The organism is Paenibacillus taichungensis, assembly GCF_003287275.1.
Classification (GTDB): Bacteria; Bacillota; Bacilli; order Paenibacillales; family Paenibacillaceae; genus Paenibacillus; species Paenibacillus taichungensis_A.
Genome location: NZ_QEVW01000014.1, coordinates 339,458 through 364,201, shown reverse-complemented (window position 1 = coordinate 364,201; position 24,744 = coordinate 339,458). Strand labels below are relative to the sequence as shown.

General features: G+C 44.5%; 20 protein-coding genes. 18 read left to right on the top strand and 2 right to left on the bottom strand.

Annotation, left to right across the window (positions count from 1 at the left end; translation table 11 throughout):
* Window positions 1–120: 120 nt before the first annotated feature.
* Both DC345_RS21505 and DC345_RS21500 read left to right on the top strand, forming a co-directional pair.
* Window positions 121–735: a TetR/AcrR family transcriptional regulator gene (locus DC345_RS21505; protein ID WP_113054839.1), complete on the top strand. Its 615-nt coding sequence runs from the start codon at window positions 121–123 to the stop codon at window positions 733–735.
* Between the two features lie 44 nt (window positions 736–779).
* Window positions 780–1,745, top strand: coding sequence for an alpha/beta hydrolase (locus DC345_RS21500; RefSeq protein ID WP_258530750.1), 966 nt, complete (start codon window positions 780–782; stop codon window positions 1,743–1,745).
* A gap of 78 nt (window positions 1,746–1,823) precedes the next feature.
* Here DC345_RS21500 and metE read toward each other — a convergent pair whose 3' ends face one another.
* On the bottom strand, window positions 1,824–4,115 hold the full coding sequence (metE, locus tag DC345_RS21495; RefSeq protein WP_113054837.1) for a 5-methyltetrahydropteroyltriglutamate--homocysteine S-methyltransferase: 2,292 nt from the start codon (window positions 4,113–4,115) through the stop codon (window positions 1,824–1,826).
* A 232-nt stretch (window positions 4,116–4,347) separates the two neighbouring features.
* Between metE and DC345_RS21490 the strand changes: the two genes are divergently transcribed.
* The 14 genes from DC345_RS21490 to DC345_RS21425 all read left to right on the top strand — a co-directional run bounded on the left by DC345_RS21490 (window position 4,348) and on the right by DC345_RS21425 (window position 18,623).
* Window positions 4,348–4,668, top strand: a complete 321-nt coding sequence (locus DC345_RS21490; protein ID WP_113054836.1) for a DMT family transporter — start codon at window positions 4,348–4,350, stop codon at window positions 4,666–4,668.
* A gap of 21 nt (window positions 4,669–4,689) precedes the next feature.
* A complete protein-coding gene (locus tag DC345_RS21485) occupies window positions 4,690–5,040 on the top strand; it encodes a DMT family transporter (RefSeq protein ID WP_113054835.1) in 351 nt (116 codons plus the stop codon).
* A 27-nt stretch (window positions 5,041–5,067) separates the two neighbouring features.
* On the top strand, window positions 5,068–5,610 hold the full coding sequence (locus DC345_RS21480) for a TetR/AcrR family transcriptional regulator (protein WP_113054834.1): 543 nt from the start codon (window positions 5,068–5,070) through the stop codon (window positions 5,608–5,610).
* Between the two features lie 59 nt (window positions 5,611–5,669).
* A complete protein-coding gene (locus DC345_RS21475; RefSeq protein ID WP_113054833.1) occupies window positions 5,670–6,635 on the top strand; it encodes an MBL fold metallo-hydrolase in 966 nt (321 codons plus the stop codon).
* A 240-nt stretch (window positions 6,636–6,875) separates the two neighbouring features.
* Window positions 6,876–7,721: a helix-turn-helix transcriptional regulator gene (locus tag DC345_RS21470; protein WP_181586683.1), complete on the top strand. Its 846-nt coding sequence runs from the start codon at window positions 6,876–6,878 to the stop codon at window positions 7,719–7,721.
* An 85-nt stretch (window positions 7,722–7,806) separates the two neighbouring features.
* The gene (locus DC345_RS21465; RefSeq protein ID WP_258530749.1) at window positions 7,807–9,081 is read left to right on the top strand and encodes an ABC transporter substrate-binding protein; all 1,275 of its coding nucleotides are present in this window, start codon (window positions 7,807–7,809) and stop codon (window positions 9,079–9,081) included.
* Window positions 9,082–9,133: 52 nt separating this feature from the next.
* On the top strand, window positions 9,134–10,024 hold the full coding sequence (locus tag DC345_RS21460; RefSeq protein ID WP_113054831.1) for a carbohydrate ABC transporter permease: 891 nt from the start codon (window positions 9,134–9,136) through the stop codon (window positions 10,022–10,024).
* 15 nt (window positions 10,025–10,039) lie between these two features.
* Window positions 10,040–10,921 carry a carbohydrate ABC transporter permease gene (locus DC345_RS21455; RefSeq protein ID WP_113054830.1) on the top strand — a complete coding sequence of 294 codons (882 nt, stop codon included), beginning with the start codon at window positions 10,040–10,042 and terminating at the stop codon, window positions 10,919–10,921.
* Window positions 10,922–11,152: 231 nt separating this feature from the next.
* On the top strand, window positions 11,153–11,905 hold the full coding sequence (locus DC345_RS21450; RefSeq protein WP_258530748.1) for a response regulator transcription factor: 753 nt from the start codon (window positions 11,153–11,155) through the stop codon (window positions 11,903–11,905).
* A complete protein-coding gene (locus DC345_RS21445; RefSeq protein WP_113054828.1) occupies window positions 11,874–13,526 on the top strand; it encodes a sensor histidine kinase in 1,653 nt (550 codons plus the stop codon). Before DC345_RS21450 ends, DC345_RS21445 begins: the two co-directional genes overlap by 32 nt.
* Before the next feature lie 217 nt (window positions 13,527–13,743).
* A complete protein-coding gene (locus DC345_RS21440; RefSeq protein WP_113054827.1) occupies window positions 13,744–15,381 on the top strand; it encodes an extracellular solute-binding protein in 1,638 nt (545 codons plus the stop codon).
* Between the two features lie 142 nt (window positions 15,382–15,523).
* Window positions 15,524–16,435, top strand: a complete 912-nt coding sequence (locus tag DC345_RS21435) for an ABC transporter permease (protein ID WP_113054994.1) — start codon at window positions 15,524–15,526, stop codon at window positions 16,433–16,435.
* A 10-nt stretch (window positions 16,436–16,445) separates the two neighbouring features.
* Complete coding sequence (locus tag DC345_RS21430; protein ID WP_113054826.1) at window positions 16,446–17,333, top strand: carbohydrate ABC transporter permease; 888 nt, start codon at window positions 16,446–16,448, stop codon at window positions 17,331–17,333.
* A 159-nt stretch (window positions 17,334–17,492) separates the two neighbouring features.
* Window positions 17,493–18,623, top strand: a complete 1,131-nt coding sequence (locus DC345_RS21425) for a glycoside hydrolase family 76 protein (RefSeq protein WP_113054825.1) — start codon at window positions 17,493–17,495, stop codon at window positions 18,621–18,623.
* Between the two features lie 217 nt (window positions 18,624–18,840).
* On the opposite strand, the gene DC345_RS21420 is transcribed toward DC345_RS21425, so the two are convergent.
* Window positions 18,841–20,895, bottom strand: coding sequence for a GxGYxYP domain-containing protein (locus tag DC345_RS21420; RefSeq protein WP_113054824.1), 2,055 nt, complete (start codon window positions 20,893–20,895; stop codon window positions 18,841–18,843).
* A gap of 307 nt (window positions 20,896–21,202) precedes the next feature.
* Between DC345_RS21420 and DC345_RS21415 the strand changes: the two genes are divergently transcribed.
* Both DC345_RS21415 and DC345_RS21410 read left to right on the top strand, forming a co-directional pair.
* Window positions 21,203–22,351 (top strand): GntR family transcriptional regulator, encoded by a 1,149-nt coding sequence (locus tag DC345_RS21415; protein ID WP_113054823.1) that lies wholly within the window; start codon window positions 21,203–21,205, stop codon window positions 22,349–22,351.
* Window positions 22,352–22,518: 167 nt separating this feature from the next.
* Entirely contained in the window at window positions 22,519–24,723 is a 2,205-nt protein-coding gene (locus tag DC345_RS21410) for a hypothetical protein (protein WP_113054822.1), read from the top strand.
* Window positions 24,724–24,744 lie beyond the last annotated feature (21 nt).

Sequence of the window (24,744 nt, the reverse complement as noted above, 5' to 3'; positions counted from 1 at the left end):
ATAAACTGAAAAGAAAAACTTTAATTACCCATTGCGTAATAATACACAATGGGTAATAATATTATTGTGAAGGAATGAAGACTTAATCTATCGTAAGAGAAAGGCAGGCGTCATTTAGGGATGAATAAACCAAGCTTGCGTGATATCAAAAGAGAAGCAACTACCAAAGCGCTGGCCAGCGCAGCGTTTGAACTTGCGGTTGAGCGGGGATTGGATGGATTCATTATCGATGATCTCGTTCAAAGAGCCGGATACTCCAGAAAAACGTTCGCTAATCATTTTTCCTGTAAAGAAGAAGCGATAGCCATGGCGGCAATACTTACAACAGATCATTACGAAGACGAGCCATTAAATGAAATCATACAAGAAAACATACTGCCGTTGGATGCACTATATGTGTTGATAAAGAGATCCCTAACCACAGAGTATGTTTCCAAAATGCGTCAACTCGTATCGCTTTCCACACAATATCCGACGCTTGAACCCTATCTTCTCAGCGTGCTTTCTCGTTTGCAAGCTACGGCTCAGGAAACATTAACTGATTTATCCCAGGGACGGTATCCCCAAGGATATTCCCATCTTCTTTCGGGGGCTGTATACGGTGCTGTTCTCGCAATATTTGATGGAAGCATCGACGTGCTGCTGCCAGGGCAAGAGTCAACAGATTCTCCTGGGGAGATGACATTGGATCAATATTTGGATGACATGTTCAACTACTTGCGAAGCGGATTTTAGAATACTCCCGAAAGGAAGGGAACATGATGAGAGTTACAACTAAAATGATTGATAAACAATTAAGAGTGAAAGGCAAACTGATTGATTTATTAATGAAATCTTCTCATGAAGAAAAGTGGCTTAACTCGATGAGGAAAATCAAAAAAAGATCGGATGCGACAGCGGGGAAAGACATCGACGGTTTACAGTGCAGTGAAGAGTGGATACCACGTACAAGTGATGGTTCCAAGATACGTGTTCGAATTTATAAACCTCTACATCCCAAAGGAAATGCGCCAGGTGTACTTTGGATACATGGAGGGGGATATGCGATGGGAAACCCGGAGCAATTCGGGGCAACCTACAAGAAATTAATTAATGCAAGTCATTGTGTAGTCGTTGCGCCAGATTATCAATTATCGATTGATGCTCCCTATCCAGCAGCGTTAAATGATTGTTACGAAACCCTTTTATGGATGAAAAGCCATGTGAAAGAACTTGGAATTAGAGAAGATCAACTCATGGTAGGTGGAGAAAGCGCTGGAGGAGGACTTACCGCCGCACTTACTCTGTATGCCAGAGATAAGGGAGAAGTGAACATTGCATATCAAATGCCACTGTATCCCATGATCGATGACAGAATGATTACTGAATCCGCTAAGGACAATAATGCCCCTATTTGGAACTCTGATTATAATCAATGGGCTTGGAAATTGTATCTTGGCGAATTGGCAGGCAAGGATGTACCTTCTTATGCGGCTGCTGCCCGAGCTACCGATTACAGCAATCTTCCTCCGACTGTCACTTTTGTTGGTGATTTGGAACCATTTCGTGATGAAACGATTCAGTATGTAGAAAACTTAAGAAAAGCAGGTGTACCTGTTGATTTCGAAATCTACAAAGGCTGCTATCATGGTTTTGATATCATTCAACCCAATGCAGAAGTGAGTAAAAAGGCAGTTTCAGTTTTTATTGATTCATTTAAATACGCAGTGGATCATTATTTTGCTGAACAGACAGCAAAAAGATGATATTAAAAGGCGGACATTCCATAGCCTAGGAATGTCCGCCTTTTATAAACGAATACTTGAGTTATTTATCTATTCAACTTAAACCGTTGTTGCAACGTGCTTTTCACGAGCAATCTTAGTTGCATCAACCATGTTGCGCAAGGAAGCAACGGTTTCTTCGAGTCCACGAGTTTTGAGACCGCAATCCGGATTAATCCAGAACAGTTTAGGATCCAATACACGCAAGGCGCGTTCGATCATGTTCGTCATTTCATCCACACTTGGAACACGTGGGCTATGGATATCGTATACACCAAGTCCGATGCCCAGTTTATACGTGTTCAACTCAAAGCTGTGAATCAGTTCACCGTGACTACGGGATGTCTCGATCGAAATAACATCGGCATCCATCGCTTCGATGGAATCGATCATGTCATGGAATTCGCAATAGCACATATGTGTATGAATTTGAGTCGTGTCTTGAACCGTGCAAGTGGAGATACGGAAAGCTTTGACAGCCCAAGCCAGATAATCGGCTTGCTCGTTTTCCTTCAACGGCAGTCCTTCGCGAACCGCTGGCTCATCGACCTGGATCATGCCAATACCTGCTTGCTCCAGTGCTTCGACTTCTTGTCTCAGTGCATACGCCAATTGATATGCGATGTGCTCGCGCGGGATGTCTTCACGTACAAATGACCAGTTCATGATGGTGATCGGTCCGGTGAGCATTCCTTTTACAGGACGTTTTGTTTGGGACTGTGCGTATTTGGTTTCTTCAACGGTCATTTCTCCGGTAAATGCAACGTCTCCGAAAATAATTGGTGGTTTTACGCAACGGGAACCGTATGATTGTACCCATCCAAATTGTGTGAAGGCAAACCCTGCAAGTTTTTCGCCAAAGAACTCTACCATGTCGGTACGCTCAAACTCACCATGCACGAGAACATCAATCTCAATCTCTTCCTGAATTTTGATCCAGATATCAATTTGATCCCGGATGAAAGCAGCATACTGCTCATTGTTCAACTCACCCTTGCGCCACAATTGACGTGCTTTACGCACTTCTGCGGATTGTGGGAAGCTGCCGATAGTCGTTGTCGGGAAAAGTGGCAATTTCCATTTGTCCTGCTGCGCGATATGACGCTCGGCAAACGGACGGGAACGTTCCGGCTGTTGAACGCTGAGTGTTGCCACGGCTTCTTGAACAGCAACACGATTGCGCTCTTCGGATTGCTGGAGAGCCTGGATCGTACGATCAGAATTTTCAATTTCAGCGATGATTTCAGCGTTTCTTGAAGACAATGCTTTTGTCAGAAGAACGATCTCGTCCAACTTTTCATCTGCAAAGGCCAGAGCATTTTTCAGTTCGGATGTGAGTTTAGTTTCACGTGCTGTCGTTACCGGAACATGAAGCAAGCTGCATGAGGATTGCACGATTAAACGTTCAGGTGTTACGAGTTCAGCCAGTTCATCCAACAGCTTCAGTTTTCCTGGCAAAGAGGCTTTCCAGATCCCGCGGCCGTCAATAACCCCAGCACCCAAAACTTTATCCGCTGGGAAACCGGACGTTTGAATGGACTGAATGTTACCTGTGGCTCCGTGTACAAAATCAAGTCCGATACCTTGAACCGGCAGGGAAACAATGCTGCTATAGTTCTCTACGGATTCAAAGTAGGTTTGCAGCATAATGTTCAGACCCGGTACAGCAGATGCAAACGTCTCATAAATTTTACTCAGCAGCTCTAGGTCAGCGTCACTTGTTTTGGTAACGAGGATTGGCTCGTCAATCTGTACCCACTGAACTCCTTCATTTGCAAGCTCTTGAAGCACTTGTACATAGAGCGGAAGCAAGCGGTCCAGCCAAGCATTCGTTTCGGATTTATCGTATCCTTTGGACAGTTTCAGGAAGGTCAATGGACCGACAAGAACCGGTTTGCCTTCAATGCCAAGCTTTTCTTTGGCTTCACGATAAGCAATAAGGGGTTTATTTTCCGTAAGAGCAGGGGAAGCGTCGTCCAGTTCAGGTACGATATAGTGATAGTTCGTGTTAAACCATTTTGTCATTTCACTTGCTGCTGCATCTTTCGTTCCCCGGGCAATTCCGTAATAGACGGACAAAGGTACAGCGCCACCGTCATATGCAAACCGTTTTGGAACAATTCCGAACATAACGGCAGTATCCAGAATGTGATCATAGTAACTGAAATCATTGACAGGAATAAGATCAATACCTTTTTCTTGCTGCTTGCGCAGATGATCTAACCGAATCTCCTGCAATCTTGCTTGAAACTCTGTTTCTTCGAGCTTGCCTGACCAGAATGCTTCCAATGCTTTTTTCCATTCCCGATCCGCACCAATTCGTGGATATCCCAATACGCTGCTTTTTGCCATGACGTAAAACTCCTCTACAATATGTTACCAAAAAGTTATCACATATCTGGAGTTATAATGTAATTCCATTAAGTTATATCTAGCTATAGCCTATGGCTATATCGGTGTGGCATGAAGGCTATTTGTAATGGCAAACATCAAAATAGTATAAAACTGTACAAAAAAACCGTCCAGACGGTATAGTTAACTGGAGATTGAATATTGTTATTTATGTGGGAGGTGGAATGAGAGCATGGTTGCATATTTTTTATTGGGATTGGCGATTGTATCTGAAGTTTTTGGTAGTTCCATGATGAAATTATCAAATGGATTCCAAAAGAAACTTCCGATAGTAGGATTGGTTTTGGGAATGGGTACAGCATTCTTTTGTCTTTCTCTGGCGTTAAAAACCATTCCGCTTGGTACCGCATATGCAACGTGGTCGGGTGTGGGAACTGCTCTTACAGCACTCGTTGGCATCGTGTTTTATAAAGAGAGCGTGAACGTCAGAAAAATCTCAGCATTAATTTTAATTATTGCTGGGGTTGTCATTATGAAATTGGCTCATAGCTGAGCAAGAATGGAGGGATGAATAATGAAAGGTTATTTCGCACTGGCCAGTGCCATTATTGCTGAGGTTTTCGGTACAACCATGTTAAAATTGTCGGATGGATTCACGAATCTGTTACCTTCCATTGGACTTGTAGTTGGCATGGCATTATCATTTTATTTTTTGACAATGTGTTTGAAAACCATTCCTTTGAGCACCGCTTACGCCATATGGGCAGGTGTAGGGACAGCAATAACCGCCTTGTTGGGCGTCATTTTATGGAACGATCCGTTTAATATTCTGTCGGGAATTGGACTTATTATGGTTATCGGGGGTGTAGTACTATTAAACTTATCGAAAAGTCCCGTTCAATCATCAAACGCAAGTCAGTCATAAATAAACGTATTTAAAGGAGGTTATCTTTTGAGAAGTAATTCAAGACGTCATGAGCTTTTGGCATCCGCATCCTATATTGTTGAACATTTGGGCATGGAAAAATTAACGTTGGAAGCTGTAGCCAAACATGCGGGAGTAAGCAAGGGCGGATTGCTTCATCATTTCCCGAATAAAGAAGCCATCGTTACAGCTATGATCGAGGAATTCGGAGATTCGTTTTTCTCGGAACTACAGCAAAAATCGAGCGAAAGTATAAACGAAGCCGGGAAATGGAGCAGGGCATATATTGAAACAACCTTCCATGACTCCAAAACAACTGCAGCTTTGAGTACGGCACTTTTGGCCGTGTTATTTTCAAAGCCCGAATTACTTGCAGCGTACAATAAAAAAAATAACGTTCTCCAAGAAGAAATGTTAAATGATGGCATTGATCCCGTGAATGCTGCTATTATCAAATTAGCAACAGATGGGTTATGGTTTTCCGAGATTTTCGGAATTGGAATCTTGGATCAGGATATTCGAAATCAAGTGGAAGAAAGACTCATGAAGATGTCTTTCGAAGCAAAATGAGAATGTCCGCATCAACTCTTTTTTTCATATTTGAAATTAGAAAGGAGAGGTATTCCATAATGCGAGGACTGATGGCTTTCGCAGGATCAAGGCATTTTCAATTAAATGAGGTGACTGAGGGTGTCTTTGCTGCGATTGCAGTTCCCGGTACAGGTTCATTGGGGAATGCCGCAATCGTTGATTTAGGAGATACAACGTTAGTTGTGGATACATTCACGACAATACAGGCTGCAGAGGATTTGCAGGCGGCGGCTGAGTACCTTACCGGAAGAAAGGTTTCCTATGTAATTAACACGCATTGGCATAGTGACCATACTTGCGGCAATCAAGTGTTTGTCCCTGCGGCTCAGATTATTTCGACAACAATTACTCGTGAGATTATGGATACCTTTGTAAGGAACAGGATAACGCAGCAGCTGGCAAAACCGAAAGTGATATATGATGCTATAGATGAACTCGAAGAACAAATACTACGAGAGACAAACGAAAAGTTGAGACAGGAAATGCAATGGGATAATGCCAGTGACCGTGAATATATGAAGATGCTCCCCGACCTGGTATATTCATTGCCGAACTTAACGTTTGATCAGCACATGACGATTCATGGCAGTAAACGCAGTGTTGAATTTATTACTTTTGGCGGAGGTCATACCCAGAGTGATGCACTGGTCTATATTCCGCAAGACAGAATTGCCATCATGGGGGATCTGGTGTTATCCAAACATCATCCCGTTCTCATGTATGCCAATCCTCAGCAATGGCTGGATATTTTGGATAAAGTGGAACAGCTGGATATAGAAACCATCGTACCGGGGCATGGAGAAGTATGCTCATTGAACGCATTGCATCAAGTCAGAGCCTACATAACGGGTCTATTGGAAATCGTGACTGATGCTACTCAAAGAAACTTAAGCTTGGACGAGATTGTTGTACCATCAGCCTATCAGGACTGGTTCTTTACTACGTATTTCAAGTCCAATTTGCAAAGCATCTATGAATGGATCAAGAAAAGTGGTAAAAGTTGAACCTGACACCACCACTTTTGCGGTCATTTGTGCATCTGGTTGTAAGTAAAAGTAAATCAATTTTAGGGCTCCTTAACAAATGTTGGGGGGCTTTTTTTGTTTTTTTATCCGTTTTTTTTAGCTCAATTAGAAGGGACAGCCATACTTGATGCATAATAATGATAACTAGATCATTGTTGAACTGGAAAATGAGGAAAGGGTGATTTGATGGGGGTACCTACTTTTCTTGAAACAGGTCATATGACAGAAGGTTTTCCGATCCGGGTGATTCATACCGAGGAACAGTTTAATTTTGCCGCACACTGGCATGAAGAGGTTGAATTGGTTGTAGTCAATGGCAAAAGCGCGAGAATTGGCGTGAATAACCATGTATTTGACCTTGAACATGGAGACGTGCTGCTTATTAAACCGGGAGACATTCACTGTTTCTTGCCAGGTACAGATCATTTAACCATTATCCTGTTTCGACTGGAATTATTAGCAGGAAGCTTTACAACCGAAAGGGAAACCCAGGACCTGGGTGAGCTTTTCAATAAAACGACGGTCATCCCGTGCAGCCTTTGTCATGAGAAAAACCTCGGGAAATATATAGACGCCTTAGCCAATGAAGAGAAGGATCAACAGGTGGGGTATCGTTGGTTAATGGTTGCCAGATTATATGATCTTATTGTTCATATGCTGCGCACAAAGGCACCGATTACAGATAAATTAACTTCAGGTTGGCCCTGTACTCCTTCCAAAAAATTCGAATTTCTCGAATCGGTCTGTGAATACCTGGAAGAGCACTATGCTGAACCTATTAAACTCGATCAGGTCGCGGAGCACATTAAATTCAGCAAGTTTCACGTATGCAAACTGTTTAAAGAAATCAAAGGAATCACATTGATGGAATATCTGAATCATTTTCGAATCATCAAATCGGAATGGGCGTTATTGTTTCGCGAAGAATCCATTCTGGATATTGCCATTGGTCATGGGTTCAACAACGTGAACTCGTACAACCGTCTTTTCAAAAAATATAATGACTGTACTCCGTCCGAATTTCGGAAGAAGCATCGTACGAACATCACAACATATGATGGATGATTCACAATATTTGGGGAGAAAGCCTTCTTCAAAATCCATATACTCTAATAAATTGTAAGCGTTTCCTTTTTGAAGGAGGGGGCCCATGAAGAAGTTTAAGCTTAAATATATCTCCATGATTGCACTCGTAAGCGCAGTGATAATGGTGTCCGGCTGCCAGCCAAGTGGAGCCAACCAGTCCAAGCAGGAGGAGATCACCGTCTGGAGTTTTACGGATGAAGCAGGTTATGCCATTGAGAAATTCGAGGAGAAATATCCGGGCATTAAGGTGAACTTTGTCAATATTCCGGGCAATTTCTATATCACCAAGCTAAAGTCCGCATTACAGACAACGTCCAAGGCTCCGGATGTGTTTATGATCGAGAATGCCAATATAAGAGAGCTGATTGATGTGCCTTATCTGGAAAATTTATCGGAGGCACCGTATAACGCCAATGAACTAATTCCAGAGCAATATGCCTTTGTGCAAGCTAATGAGAAGGATAGCGAAGGAAATGTTAGAGCAATCGGTTATCAGGGAACGCCTGGAGGCATTTATTATCGGAGAGATCTGGCCAAAGAATATTTGGGTACGGACGATCCAGAGAAGGTAGCGCCGCAAATGGATACATGGGAGAAGATATTCGAGATTGGAGAGAAGGTAGAGCAGCAAAGTGGAAATAAAGTTCATGCCCTTGCCAACTGGAATGCAATATCCAATTCATATGATGGTATCCCATGGGTTAAGGATGGTAACTTAGTCATCGATCCCACCTATATGAAGGTGCTTGACCTTGTTCGTGAAGCACGTCAGCGGCATGTGCTTGCAGAGTTGGATGATGGTAGTGCCGGATATGCGGCTTCAATGCAAAAAGGCCAGGTGATGTTCTATCCGGGAGCAACCTGGGCGTTGCAATACACCTTTAAGGCGAACGCTCCGGATACCGAAGGATTGTGGGGGCTCGCGCCGGGGCCATCCGCTTTTAGTGCCGGAGGAACTTATATTGCGATGTATAGCAAAAGTGAAAAAAAGGATCTAGCCTGGAAGTTTATTGAGTTTTACAACTTTGATCATGATTTTCTGTCTGGGCTTGCGAAGGAACAGGACTATTTCACAAGCAATATGGTCGTGAATGATCAGCTTGCTGGCACCGTATCTTCATCGTATTTGGGAGGGCAGAAGCATTTTGAGTTTTTCTCGGAAGCAGCCAAGCAGGTTCCTGTATATGAGCGAACCAAATATGATTCAATTATTAACAATGATATCTTCAAAAATGTACTCCAGTTATATCTCAATAACGACATTCAGACCAAAGAAGAAGCCGTCAAACGAATCAAGCGTGATGTCAAATTGAGATTTCCGGAGCTGGAAGTGGATTAGCTTAGAAGTAAGCAAATGCCTTTTAATCATCCGATGACTGGGGGTACAAATCATGTTTGCCAAGTCTATCCGCAAAGACCATTACGGATACTATTTCATTGCTCCGTTTTTCATTCTTTTCGCCATTTTTGGGCTATACCCCATTCTGTATTCTCTCTATATCAGCTTCACCAACTTTGATGGGATCACTACGCCGGACTTCGTCGGAATGGGTAACTATATTGCTGTTCTGCAAGATCCTTTGTTCTACAAGACGTTATTTAATACCCTTTTTATCTGGGGTGTCTCGGTAGTCCCACAACTTACCGTTTCGCTTGTACTCGCCTTTATTCTCAACGACAAGTTGCTTAAGGGAAGAGATATTTTCAGAGCGGTTTATTTCTTTCCCAATATCGTTACCGCAGCATCGTTGGGTCTGCTTGTGAGCCTGATTTTTGATTGGCAATCCGGAGGTTTGAATCATTTTTTGGTTCAGGTTGGACTCATTGATGATCCAATTAACTGGAAAAACGACCCCTGGTTTATGCGATTAATCGTTTCATCCATCTTGTTCTTTCAATACTTTGGTTACTCCATGGTCATCTATCTGGCAGGGCTTCAGGGTATTGATCCCGCTCTGCAGGAAGCCGCTCAAATGGATGGGGCGAAAAAGAAACATATTTTCATTCATATCATCGTTCCAATGCTGCGCCCAATCATTCTGTTTCAGATGATTACATCTATTATTGGGGGCATTCAGATTTTCGATCAGCCGTTTACACTGACGAATGGATCGGGTGGTCCGGACCGTGCAGCCATGACAAGTATTATGTATCTATATAATGTGGCATTCCAAAGTACACGTTTTGGTTATGGGGCGGCGATTGCATTCTGTCTGTTCATCATCATTATCCTGCTATCGGTCGTATCCTTCATGATGACGAAGCGCAAGAGCCGTGCATAGGGAGGGGGAAATGTAATGCAAACCGTCAAACCAGTCGAACAACAAAAAGTCACTCTACAGCAATACGATACTGTAAGGCGTCTGACCCTGGGCAAAGTCATTATATATTTGTGCCTGATTAGTCTTGCCGTAATCTGTATCATCCCATTTTATCTCATGCTCATCTATTCCACACATAACAATGCAACGATTGCATCGACATTTACGTTTCTTCCTGGACCCTTCCTGTTGGATAATTATACGAACATGGCTTCCAAAATCAATATCTGGCGCGGGTTTGCCAACAGCTTTTTCATTGCCGGAACGTCTACGGTGCTATCCTTGTATATCGGTTCCCTGACGGCATATGGCTTCGCCAAATTCAAATTCAAAGGTCGCAACTGGCTATTTCTGTTCCTGCTTGCCACCATGATGGTACCTGGGCAGCTCGCACTGATCGGGATGTATCGTCTGTTTAGTACGTTAGGTTTGCTGGACAGCTATGCAGCGATCATTTTGCCGGCAGCGGCGAATGCATTTAATGTATTTTTTATCAAACAATTTATGGAGAGCAGCATTCCGGACGAGATTATTGAATCTGCACGTGTAGATAGCGCAGGGGAGTTCCGTACGTTCAATCAGATTGTCCTGCCCATTCTGGGCCCGGCTATCTCGGCCCTTGGCATATTCACCTTTATCGGTTCTTGGAATAATTTCCTCACGCCGCTGGTCCTGTTTTTCTCCCTGGATAAATATCCGCTTCCTGTACTCGTTGCACTGGTACAAGGATATTATGGAATGGATTATGGATTGTTGTATTTGGGTGTTGCGATCTCGATCCTGCCAATTATCATCGTTTTTGCGATATTCTCCAGACAAATCATAGGCAGTGTTGCCTTGGGTGCGGTTAAAGGATAGCACATGTACAGAACTGGTCGCCTTCTTGGCGACTTTTTTGTTGTTTAACATAAGGTGTCTATCGTGTCGGGAACTTAAATCAAGGACATCAACGCCTGAAAAGTGGCGTAATATCATTTTGAAAGCCTTTCCAAAAATCTATGATATACTACGATATGACTGGCATGCCATGGAAAAAAGATATTCCAACTTATCGTTTCCTTCACTTTCACTTGCAAAGGAGATGTCATGATGTTTAATGTTCTTGTTGTTGACGATGAGAGCGTTCAAAGAGAAGGCATTAAGGATTTGATCTCTTACTACGGCTTTCCCTTTCAAGTATTGGAAGCTGAGAACGGGATGAGCGCAGAGAGAATTCTGGTTCAGAACGCTATTGATATCCTCATCACCGATGTCAAAATGCCGCTTATGGACGGACTGGAGCTTAGCAAACAAGCCAGGAAAACGCAGCAGAACATAAAAATAGTCATCTGCAGCGGTTATGATGAATTTGAATATGCCCGCAGTGCGATTCGGCTGGGAGTAGTGAATTATTTGCTCAAGCCACTGATCAGGGAAGAGTTTTTACAGGTGATGGAAGATATTACGCAGATCCGTGCTTATGGCGGAGGTCCCGAACCGGAATCAGTGGAATCGAAGGTCATTCGACAAGTGAAAGATTATGTGAAGGATAACCATCAGAGAGATATATCATTGTCCGAGGCAGCCCATGATGTGTATTTGTCGCCAGGGTATTTGAGCATTTTGTTTAAAAAAGAGACCGGAGAGAATTTCTCGAAATATTTAACCGATTACCGTTTGCGGCGTGCAAGCCATCTGCTTGCTCATTCGAATATGAAAATCAATGATATCGCAGGGGCCGTTGGCATCGACAATCATTCTTATTTTGCCAAGCTGTTCAGAAACAGGTTCGGCGTCAGTCCGTTACAGTTCAGAGAGTGCGGGGTGCTTCATGATCGGATGGATCAAGAGCAAATTCAATGATATCAGGTTCCGAAACAAGCTGCTGCTGTCGCATTTGGTGATTGCACTCATTCCGATTCTTCTGCTGGGGTTGCTCTCCTTCATTCAGTCATACCGAATTCAAATGAAGGAGTTGCGGAGCGAAGCAGAAGCGAGTCTGGAACAGGTGTCTAACATTATGGATTATAAGATTAATCGGTACAACACGTTAAGTGAGTTCATGGTGCTGAATCGGGACTTATCGCAAATATTTACGAAAGACTACGAAGAAAATTATTATAATATGTACCTGGATTTCCGGGATATCCTGGAGCCGTTAATCTCCAACATCCGGCTGATGGATGATGATATTGAAGACATTACCTTTTATACGTCCGGGGAGTTATTGGGAATCCGCAATAATATTTTGCCAATTGGGGATCTCAAGAGCAAGTCTTGGTATGACGGATTTCGAGGCAGGCGCTGGATTGTGGATGGGGAGAAGCTTTATCTCGTTCAGGAATTGATCAGCAATCCGAAAGACAGCAATTTTATGGTGATCTCCATTCAGCATGATAGCATCTTTGCCGACCTGGACAATCTGTCAGAACATGTAGCCGTTTATATTGAGGATGCGAAGCAGCATGTGATCTTTCAGGAAAACCACGAGTATGCTGCTGTGGCCGCAAGTTCGAAAGTTGAGGAGTCTGGCGATCTGAGTCTTAGCCGCTCACTCGCCAACAATGGCTGGACCATTCACTATAATCTGCTGAATACCAATGCGTACGCCAATGCAATGAGTATTTTTCAAATTACGCTGTTTGTCATCTTTCTCAGCCTGATTATTACCTTCTTGCTCATTTATGTTATTTCTAATAACTTTACGCAACGAATTATCCATATCAAGAACAAGGTGGACAAGGTGGAGCGGAACAATCTGGATGTGATTATCCGAAGTTCATCCAGGGATGAATTTGGTGAGCTGACTAACGGTATTGGTAAAATGCTGACAAGGATTAACAGCCTGATCTCCCAGGTATATCACGCCGAAATTGCCAAGAAGGAAAGTGAGTATAATAAGTTAATCAGTCAGATCAATCCTCATTTCCTGTACAATACACTCTCCTTTATCCGATGGCGGGCCGAAAAAAAGGCAGATATTGAGACGAGTTATATGGTATCTGCATTAGCTCGTTTCTATAGAACAACACTTAACCAGGGGAAGCTTATGGCTACCATTGAGTCTGAGGTGCAGCATATTAAGGCATACCTGGATTTGCAGCTCATCATGAACGAAGGTCGATTTGATGTGGATTACTATATTAATGACGAGGTATTACATGCAGAGGTGATCCATTTTATTTTGCAGCCCATTGTAGAGAATGCCATCAAGCATGGTTTTGTGGAGGCAGATGCGATCCATTATCACATTCATATTGCGGTTAGTCGGGCAGAAGAGGGGATTATATTAACTGTTCGTGATAACGGGGTGGGCATGACACCTGTGCAGACAGCAGGGTTGTTAACAGGAGAGAACGGCGGATGTGGTGTCCGAAACGTTAATGACCGAATTAAGCTGTATTATGGTCGGGATTACGGGCTTGTTATTCATAGTGAACCAGGCAGCGGAACGGAAGTGTCAATCGTCCTTCCTGACACATGATTATGTGTAATTATAGTAAAAAAATAGCGTTAGTACTGAAGCGGTTGCTGCGGCAACCGCTTATTTTTTCTGTTATAAACTTTTAATAAAGAAAAATAAAGTAAATCGGAGGTCATAAAAAAAGTGTTACATATCCGAAAAATGTGGCATATACGCCAATTATGAAAACGCATACAATTTTGTTATCAATAGCAAATCAGATAAAGGGGATGACAGGATGAAGAAGCGAAGCAAGATGGCTACGCTGTTGATCGGAAGCATGCTGATGGTTGTAATCAGTGGATGTAACGCAGGAAATAACGAGAGCGCACAGCCGGAAATTTCACAACAGGACTATGAACCATACGGTAAATATGAGACACCCGTGGAATTTACGATTGGCCGAAATACCAATCATGTGAACAACCTGCCTGCTGGTGATACCATTGAGAACAATCTGGCTACCCGTTATGTAGAAGACCGGGTGAACGTCAAGGCCAAGGTAGCTTGGGAAACCGATGATATGGATCAGAAGCTGTCACTCTCGATGACGACAGGTGACCTGCCGGATGTAATGCTTGTCAGCCGCGAAATATTTAATCAACTGGTGGATAACGATCTGATTGCAGATATGACGGAGGTTTATGAGAAGACGGCTTCCGAAGGCGTTAAAAATATTTACGGTTCCTACGGAGATTTGCTGCTGAATCAGGTAAAGGTGGACGGTAAAATCATGGGTCTGCCTATGACGAATATCGGAAATCAGCACCAATTGCTGTGGGTCCGGAAGGACTGGGTGGACAAAGTAGGCGCGAAGCTGCCGGAATCTGTCGAGGATGTATGGAATCTCGCGAGAGCGTTTGTTGAGAAGGATGTCTCGGGAACAGGCAAAACGGTAGGCATGGTCATGGATTCCAATGCCATGAATTTTACGCCGGTCTTTGCTGCACATGGTGCCTTCCCGATGAACTGGATACAGAAGGACGGTCAGGTTGAATATGGATCTGTTCAGCCTGAAGTAAAGCAAGCGCTGACAGAACTGAGCGCCATGTATAAAGAAGGTTTGATTGATAAACAGTTTGCTGTCCGGTCGAACGAAGAGAAGGAAGCCCTAGTTATCAACGGACAGGCCGGAATGGTATTTAATCCATGGTGGATCGGCTACACCAACTACAAGGATTCCATTAAGCAAGATCCTGAAGCAGTCTGGGTTGCCGTATCCGCACCAGTCGATGAGAGTGGCAAGTTCAAGACGATCCGGCAAGATCCGGTGGGCGGCGGCATCGTCGTTGTGAAGAAGGACTTTGCGCATCCGGAAGCGATCATGAAATCAGTCAATTTAACGACAGATTTTCTGTACTCCTTAACGGAAGACGCCATCAATTACAAGAAAGAGCATCCTGACGAGTTGCTGACCGATGCAAGCCGCTGGAACAATGACCCTACCCAGATTCCGATGCAAGTGGACTATGATGATGTACTCAAGCGTTATTACGATGATCTGATCAAAGCAGATGAGGCCGGTGATGCTTCTGCTGTTCAGGAAGATCGAGTGGTTTCTTTCAAGGCCTATCAGGAATTCAAAGAGAAAGGAAATGCGATTGATGCAAACACCTACGGTGAATACCTCTCCCGGATCGAAGGGCAGCGTGAGGCGAACAATCCAAACCTGGAAGAGATCCCCGCAGGCTTTTATGGGACAACTGAGACGATGAAGCTGAAGTGGGCGAATCTGCAGAAGCTAGAAGAGGAAACCATGCTCAAGATCATTATGGGTGAAGCGCCTGTAGATGAATTCGATAAATTTGTCGACACTTGGAAACGTACGGGTGGCGATGAGATTACAGAGGAAGTTAACGAGATGAGCAATAGATGACAATTGCGTGAGCTTAGGTGCGGAAGCCTGATTGCGGACTTTCGCACAGGCTTTCGCCGATAAAGCCTGTCCAATTAGGCACATGATGGAGGTGGAAAGGACAATGGCCCAAATGGAAACAACCGTTAATCAAGAGCGGGAAATGCGTTACGGGAGGAAAAAGAAACGTAAAACTTTTGATGAAATGACCTATCATTTTATGCTGCTGCCTGGCATGATCATGCTGTTCATTTTCTCAATTGTACCGATGTTCGGGATTGTGATGGCATTCCAAAAGTTCATTCCTGCCAAAGGAATATTCGGGTCCAAATGGGCAGGGCTATCCAATTTCACGTATATGTTTCAACTGCCGGACGCGAAGCAGATTTTCATTAACACATTGGTCATCGCAGTTGGAAAGATTGCTCTAGGGTTGATTGTACCCATCATATTCGCTCTGCTGTTAAACGAGGTGCGTCTGAAAGTATTCAAGAGCACGATACAAACCATCGTCTATTTGCCGCATTTTATGTCCTGGGTGGTTCTGGGCACGATGCTGACCATGATCTTTTCCTTCGATGGCATGGTGAACAACTTCCTTGAGTTTCTCGGCTTGGAGCGAATTATGTTCCTGGCGAGCAATGACTGGTTCAGACCGCTGCTCATTGTGACGGATACGTGGAAGGAATTTGGCTACGGGACGATAGTCTATCTGGCTGCATTAACGGCAATTAATCCTGCATTGTACGAATCTGCGGCAATGGACGGCGCAAGTCGCTGGAAACAGACGCTGAACATTACGCTGCCGGGTATGTTCCCGACGATTATCCTGCTGGGTACGCTGAGTCTTGGTAATGTACTGAATGCGGGGTTTGATCAGGTGTTTAACCTGTATAATCCGCTGGTATATGAAACGGGCGATATTATCGATACTTTTGTGTACCGTATGGGTCTGATCAACATGCAATATTCATTTGCAACAGCAATTGGACTGATGAAATCGGTAATCAGCTTTGTTCTGATCGTGATTTCCTACAGACTGGCTTCGAGGTATGCGGGGTACAGAATTTTCTAGGAGGGTTAGCATGATTCAATCCAAATCGCTCGGCTCCAGGCTATCCCGCCTGTTGATTATGTTTGCGTTAATTCTTATTACGTTCATGTCCTTGGCGCCGATTGTCAATACCATTATGGTATCTGTCAGCAGCAGTACGGCTGTTAATGCAGGGCGGGTCTATTTTTTTCCAGTGGAGCTGAATTTCTCATCGTATGGCCAGATTCTGAATGATACGAAGTTTTGGAAGGCTTTTCTGATCTCGGTCGAGCGGGTGGTGCTTGGTGGAGCAATCAATATGTTCTTGACCATTCTCATGGCTTATCCGTTGTCACGAAGCGTCACACAATTCAGATCGAGAAACACATATATGTGGATTATTGTGTTTACAATGCTGTTCAGCGGCGGAATCGTACCCTGGTATATGGTCATCAGCAACTTGGGTTTGATCAACAGCATTTGGGCGTTAGTTTTGCCGGGGGCAGTTCCTGTCTTTAATGTAATTCTCCTCATGAACTTCTTCAAGGGAATTCCAAAGGAACTGGAAGAGGCCGCATTCATTGACGGTGCCAGTCCACTTGAAATTCTGCTCAAAATCTTCATTCCCATTTCCATGCCGAGTCTGGCAACGATCATGCTGTTTGTCATTGTCGGGCACTGGAACAATTTCTTTGACGGGATCATTCTGATTAACGACAGCTCCAAAATCCCGCTCCAGACCTATCTGCAGCGGCTCAGCCTCACACGAGATCAGATGCAGAATCTTTCAGTCGAACAGCTGCAGCAGTTCAATAAAATCTCCAATACAACGTTGAATTCTGCCAAAATTCTGGTATCCATGATTCCCATTCTGCTGATTTATCCTTTTCTGCAACGTTATCTAATCCACGGAATCGTACTTGGGGCCGTAAAAGAATAGTTCTGGTTGTCAGCATCATCTGCAGTTCTGCCTGAGAAATGTGGAAGGAGGTGAAGAAACACCGTCAGGGAAAGGTGCGAACAGGGCTGGAGCAAGGCATTGACACTTCCTTACGAGTGAACTGTTAGTTATCGTCAATTGGAGAAGGGAAGGGATCTGATGAGCAAAAGGAAAATGGTAAGCCTCACGCTGGTACTCAGTATTATTTTGGTCACAACCATGGGGGCAACAAGCGGTGGCAAGAATCGCTATGCCGATCAGGCGCAATGGTCGCAAGAGAAGCTGCAGGAATACTACTGGAATGATACATCAAAAATGATGAATAATGCTTATCCATCAACACCAGAAGGTGAACAGGCCTTGAATTACTGGTGGAAGGCTCATGCAGTCGATGCATTGGTGGACGGGTACGAACGTACAGGAGACAAAGCGTACACTGAACGTGCGGAAAAACTCGTTCGTAGTATCATTGCACGCAACGGCTCACTTCACAATGAATTTTACGATGATATGGAATGGCTCGCGCTCGCTGGACTTCGTCTGTATGATGCAACAGGCAACGAAGAGATGAAGGGATACGTATTGGAGTTATGGGATGATATCAAGACCGCCTGGTGGGAAGATGAGCTTGGTGGTATGGCTTGGAAAAAGGATCAGCGATATAACCGAAATGCGTGCTCCAGTGGGCCTGCCGCCATCTTGGCTGCAAGGCTGTATGAACGTTTTGGCGATGTGCGGGATCTGGAATGGGCCCAAAAAATATATGATTGGGAGAAACAATATCTGGTAAATCCACAAACGGGCCTGGTAGCGGATGGTTTGGTGCTGAAGGAGGATGGCACACTGGATGTGAATGAAGCATGGATCTTCACGTACAATCAAGGCACGTTTATCGGAGCGGGTGTTGAACTCTACCGGATAACAGGGAAGAAGACGTATTTGAAAGATGCTGAGAAAACGGCAGCAGGTTCTCTGAGGACCTTAACGGATGAGAAAACGGGCATATTCAAAGAGGATGGCGACGGGGACGGTGCGTTGTTTAAAGGTATACTGATCCGCTACATGGTCGAGTTGTATGAAGCCGGACATAACAATAGCTTGAAAAAGGCAATCTATCGCAATGCAGATGCCTTACTGAAAGGCAGCCGCAATACAGGATTATTCGGTCAGGCTTGGGGCAAAGCAGCCCAGAATCCACTCGATCTTACCGCTCAGTTCAGCGGCGTGTTTCTGCTGGAAGGAGCGGCTAAGCTGGAAGCAGGCAAAGCGGATAAACCAGTGAAGAAGTAGGCAGGCGAGTGGATGATAGGTTAATAGGATAGTGATTCTTAGAGGTGAGCGCCTGCATGACTCTTTCCAAGAGAAAGTTCATGTGGAGCTGTTATGTTCCGGTGTCGCTGTAACGATAAATCAGCGGTGAGGGTTCATCCGAAAAAAGCATCGTACCCAATAAATCAGGGGTACGATGCTTTTTTCGCGTCTGCAAAATTCATTGTAAGTAAGGTTATTATTTGCTAGGGGGTAAGTGGTAACTTTCTCGGATTAAGGAGAAATAGTCATCAGCACGGACAACCTTGAATTCTGTTCCAAGTTCTTCGGTGATCGCCAGTGCATCGGATGGAGTCGTACTCCATGCAAGCAAGCCAAGAGAAACAAACAATGGCGATTTGCCATCCCAATTCGCTTTCGCTTCATTCAGCACTTGTAATCCGTCCTGCACCGTACTTATTCCACGAATCGTGGATACGGGCAGGCTATCGTTAATTATTTCCACACCATAGTTGTCTTCATAGCTGATGAATAAGCCGGGTGCATGATAATCCTGTGCATAAGCCTTGGCTTTAAATGGCGTGAGAGGTACATTTTCACTGTCAACACGGTTCAACACATAAGGAATGGTCATGCCGGTCTTTTTCATATATTTTTCGGTTTGCTGCAAAAATTGCCGGAAGCTTGAGTCGGGCCATGCCTCTGGATAGAAGTATCCTGCACCGGACGGCCCTGCGATCAACAGATCATTCGGGGTTGCTGTGTTCACATAATAATTTAATATTGCTGGTGCACCTTCGTAGAGAAGCGGGCTTGAAGTCCAGTTAATCGGAACCTTACCTCTGGCCGGATCATCCCACATCACACGCATGCGATGCTGGTTATACTGGAAATTATCACCCTCCGTAAAGGTATATGTTACATAGATTTTGTTCTCCAAGGCAGGTCGTGGAGATTTTTTCACCGGAGTGAGTTTCGGTTTAGTTCCCGAGAAAACAGTCAGGTTGCTGAACCAATCGGCAGCGAGAACATAGACACCATATCGAGATGCGATCTCAACGGAGCTGAACTCACCTTCGACATCATTGCTAAACCAGCCAAGGTAGGGAGTTCCGGGATTTACATCAGACATGATCTTCTCGAAGAGTGCTTTTTGCTCAGGTACATTGGAATCCAGCCAAAATACCATCGCTTTATTGGCGACTGCATAATCCCTTAAATATGCATAAGGCTCCCGTTGCTCAGCGGAGAGAGGGCGGACATTACCCGCGGATACTTTATATTGGTTCCACATGTCCACTTCAGCCGTCAGGTTCTGAGTACCTGAAGGAGGAGTGAATTCATAAACAAAATAATTGCCATTATCGGCGAAACGGTGACCGCCTTGACCTTCAGCGACCTTGGAATTCTGTCTGTCATAGAGGAATTGTTCTTCTTCCGGAGTTCCTGCAATGAAGTTTGCAATCTCTTTTCCATCCGCCTTGACCGTAATCTCATGCACAGCCGGTCCCCAGCCATCTTGAGTAAAGGCATCATCAAATCGGAGATATACTGAAGATTTTCCCAAGTGCGAAGAAAGATCCAGGGAGTACGTATCGCGGTTGCCTGCATCCCGAATCTGTTGTTTTTCCTCCGCAATCGTAACAAAGGATTCAGGCATGCCGGATGGGATGCGAATTGCTGTATCGGGATCAAGTCCAATTAACATCTGATGACTCGTTTTCTTCCACAGATTCTCATATTGCCAGGTATAGGCATCGATCCGACTTTTGAACTTACCCCGCAGGTCATCCAGAATCTTCAATTTGTAAGGGGCTTTGGACAACTTGACTGCCAACTCGGGACTGGCAACCACAGCATTCTTCAGTCCTGCGAGCGTAGTCGCTACGTTGATTGTATCAGGTACTTCAGGATCATATACAATCATGCCTTTGACTTCACTGCGATAAGCAGAGAACACTTCCCAATAATCCTGATGAAGCGTGTAAGGCACTGCGATGTCCTTAAGCCAGGTTAATTTGCCTTCTTCCTGGGACTCAATCAGATAGATCCGGGGTTGTTCTCTGTTCACGATTCCCTGTAATGTTCCAAGCAATAATTTGATGTCACCTGGCGCATCATAGATGTCGGCTGCATCCAAATGTTTCGGCTTTTTGAAACTTGGCAGTTCACGGTGTTTGGACCCATCAGGTTTGGCTGTCTGTACATCCGTTTCGGAAGCTGAAGCAGCGCCGGCGGTTAATGAAAAAGCACATATGAGAGCTAAACAGAGCATCGTGAATCTACGAGCCATGGCGAATTCACTCCTTGTTATAGTCAAGAATTAGAGTTGTGCCTTCGTAATACCCACCCTCCTTTTTTTGGTCAAAAGCCAATCCACACATCTCTATACAACACATATTAAATATATTCATATATAATTTTACAAGTGGTTCGACAAAACTTCCCATTTTTCCTGGAAAACAGGCATATTAAATGCGATGATATCAAGGAGATATTCTTTGCAACTGCAGATAAGTTCAGCTTGTTTATTGCACTTGCAGGTGAAAGGATATATTATATATCTCAAATATTATGAATGAATTGGTGATGTGATCAAAATGAGTACAAATGATCGAATTCCACTGTATCAACAAATCCAGGATTATATCAGACATGTCATTACTCAAGAAAATATGAAACCCGGTGATCGCATACCAACAGAGAAGGAACTGATGGATCAGTTTCAGGTCAGTAAAATTACGGTTGCCAATGCCTTGACCGGATTAGCAAATGAAAAGTTAATTGCGCGTGTGCCGGGGAAAGGCAGTTTTGTAGCTGAAGAAGCGGATAGTGCTTCTGTGACCTTAACGCAAGCGACCACAATGAAAGGTAGAGAGGGGACACTGTCTACAGGAATGATTGGCATCATTGTGCCCTCCATCCATGATTATTTTGCCATCCGGCTCGTTGAGGGAATTGAGCAAGCCTTGCGGGAGGAAGGGTATCGCAGCATGATCATGTTTACGCATGGCAAGGTAGATAAAGAGAAGGATGTCATCAAGGAAATGAAGGCGCTCGGAGCAGAAGGTCTGTTAATCTTTCCTGTTGATGAAGAGAACTACAACGAGGAGATCCTTGGCATGAAGCTCTCGGGTTTTCCTTTTGTCCTGATGGATCGTTATTTGCCAGGGGTCGAGACCCATTATATTGCGGCAGATGGCAGACGGGGCACGAGGCTAGCTGTAGAGCATCTGTGGGAGCTAGGGCACCGGGATATCGCTATTTGCTCGGATTCTCCCCTTCAGACAGTCACGGTTCAAGAGCGGATCGAAGGTTATATTGAGGCTTTAAAAGGCAAAGGCGCGTTAATCAATCCTGCTCATATGATTACGGATTTCCAACCGTTAAGTGAACTTAAGGAAGCGGAGGCCCACCCTTTGTACCGATATATTCAAAATCGAATGGTCACAGCCTATGTTTCGCTTAACGGCAGGTTAGGTGTGCAAATCTATCAAATGGCCAAGCAAGCAGGGCTTCGGGTGCCAGAAGATGTATCGATTGTAAGCTTCGATGATCCTACCTCAATCGTGGAGGAATTCAGTATATTTACCCATGTTAAGCAGTTTGAGCGGGATATGGGGTATCGGGCGGCAGCTAAATTACTTGAAGTATTACGTGGCCATGGGGAAGCAAAAAGTTATAGCAAAATGCTGATTGAACCCGAGCTGGTTGTACGTCAAACCACAGGGACAGTTCCTCAAGCTTAATTTTCACAAGAAAAGAAAACCTTTTCCGTAGAGAAGCGGAGAAGGTTTTTTTATGTTTGTATAAAAAACATATTGAATATATTCATATCATATATTATAGTCTAGAAAATGATGGATAGTCATACATTGCAACCCAGATCAAATACGAGCTTGGGGAGGTTAAGAAGATGGCACGAGATCGAAAAGAGGAGCGTACCGGGTTTCAAGAATCTGCTGCTTACCATCCTGATTATGATCTGCAGACTGACTTTGTGATGGTTTACGGGATTGATGATTCGATGCAGGAACGTATTCTGAAGTGGAAAGAAAAAGGATATGTGGTTCATCTGATGACAGGAGTTGCTTGGGGGACCTACAACAGCTATCTGGATGGCGAAGTCGATGGAGCAACACATTGGGATGAAGCTCAAATGGACCGGGAAGGCAACATGATTCTTCATGGTAGCGAGCCAGTCATTCCATACATGGTGCCTACCATTTCCTTTGGCCATTACATAGCGGATCGAATACGTATTGCCGTTGACGCCGGTGTGGAAGCCATCCATCTGGAGGAACCTGAATTCTGGGTTAATGGAGGCTATTCGGAAGCTTTCAAACGGGAATGGCAGCTGTATTACAAAGAGTCTTGGATTCCGCCACACGCTTCACCTGATGCACAATTTCGAGCTTCCAAATTAAAAGCGTATTTATATACACGTGTCCTGGACCGATTATGTGCAGAGATGAAGGACTACGCGTTAAAACGTTATGGTCGTGTCCTTCGCTTTTATGTTCCGACCCATAGTCTGATTAATTACACGCAGTGGCGTATTGTCAGTCCACAATCTCAACTCTTGGAGCTGCCCTCCATCGATGGGTATATTGCACAGATATGGACCGGGACATCCCGAACCCCCAATGTGTATGAAGGGTTGCGCAAGGAACGTACGTTTGAAACCGCTTACCTTGAATATGGTGTCATGCAGGAACTGGTTCGTGGGACCGACAGACGGATGTGGTTCCTGCATGATCCGATCGAAGATAACCCGAATTACACCTGGGCTGATTACCGCCAGAACTATTTAAAAACGGTGGTTGCCTCACTGCTGCATCCCGGGGTCGCCCATTATGAAGTCGCACCTTGGCCTAGACGAATCTTTCAAGGGAAATATCCTTCCGAGGATGGATCTGGCAAGGAGCAAATTCCGTCAGACTATGCCACAACTTTGCTTCAGGTTATGCACACCCTTGGTAACATGAATCAGGATGTGATTGAAACCGCAGAGGAGCCATTACAAGTTGGCGTTTTTATTGCTGACTCAGCAATGTTTCAACGAATGAAGCCAGATCCCCATGCACCTCATGCCGGTAAATACGATGGAACAGATCCTGAAGGATTCCAGCAGGATGGCGATACAGAGCTGCTCGATTTCTCTCCTTTTTACGGTCTGACACTGCCGTTATTGAAACATGGTATTCCTGTCCGTCCACTTCAACTGGATAATGTAAGGCGGTATCCGGGTTACTTGGCAACTTATCGTGTACTCATACTGAGCTATGAATTTATCAAACCGGAATATCCAGACATTCATTATGCCCTTGCACAGTGGGTACAGGATGGTGGAGCTTTAATCTATGTAGGTGATGACAGCGACCCGTACCACGATATTCGTGCATGGTGGAATCATGACCGCAAGCAAGGGCAGTCAGATCCGACGTATAACTCCCCTCGAGCACATTTGTTTGAACAACTAGGTCTAAAAGATAAGAGGCAAGGTGTCAATAAGGTAGGAAAAGGGGGAGTTTGCTGGCTGAATGAACATCCGACTGACTTCACTTTTTCAAAGGCAGGGGCTGATCGGCTGCGCCAATCTGTCAAAGAAACGATGGAAGCTGTCCACGGACCAGATCTACAGTGGGAATCGAAGCCATATTTCAAAATTAGACGAGGTCCCTATCTAATCGTATCGGTGCTCGATGAATCGGTCAGTGAAGAGGCAGTAGTCATTCCAGGTCCGATTGTGGATTTGTTTGATTCAAACCTCTCCGTTCTGAGTCAGGTGGCACTAAATCCGGGAGAGCAAGCCTTGCTCTATGATGTTGAAGCGGGTCGTCCAACGGATGAAGAAGTATCCGTGATTGCTGCTTCTTCCCGAATAGAAGATCTGTCCTTGTCGGCCACAGGTTTTCGATTCATTGCAAGAGGACCTGCCAGCATGAAGGCAACGGCAAGGTTGTACTGCAAGTCCAAACCATTATCTGCCGAGTATGTGGTTCAAGAGCAGTCGGCGCCAGTCGTATGGGATTGGGACCCGGAATCAAAGACAGTTCTTCTTCAGTACGAACATGGCAACGAGAACAATGCAGAGGTTCATGTCCGCTGGACTTCCTGAATTCACAATACAACCTGATTG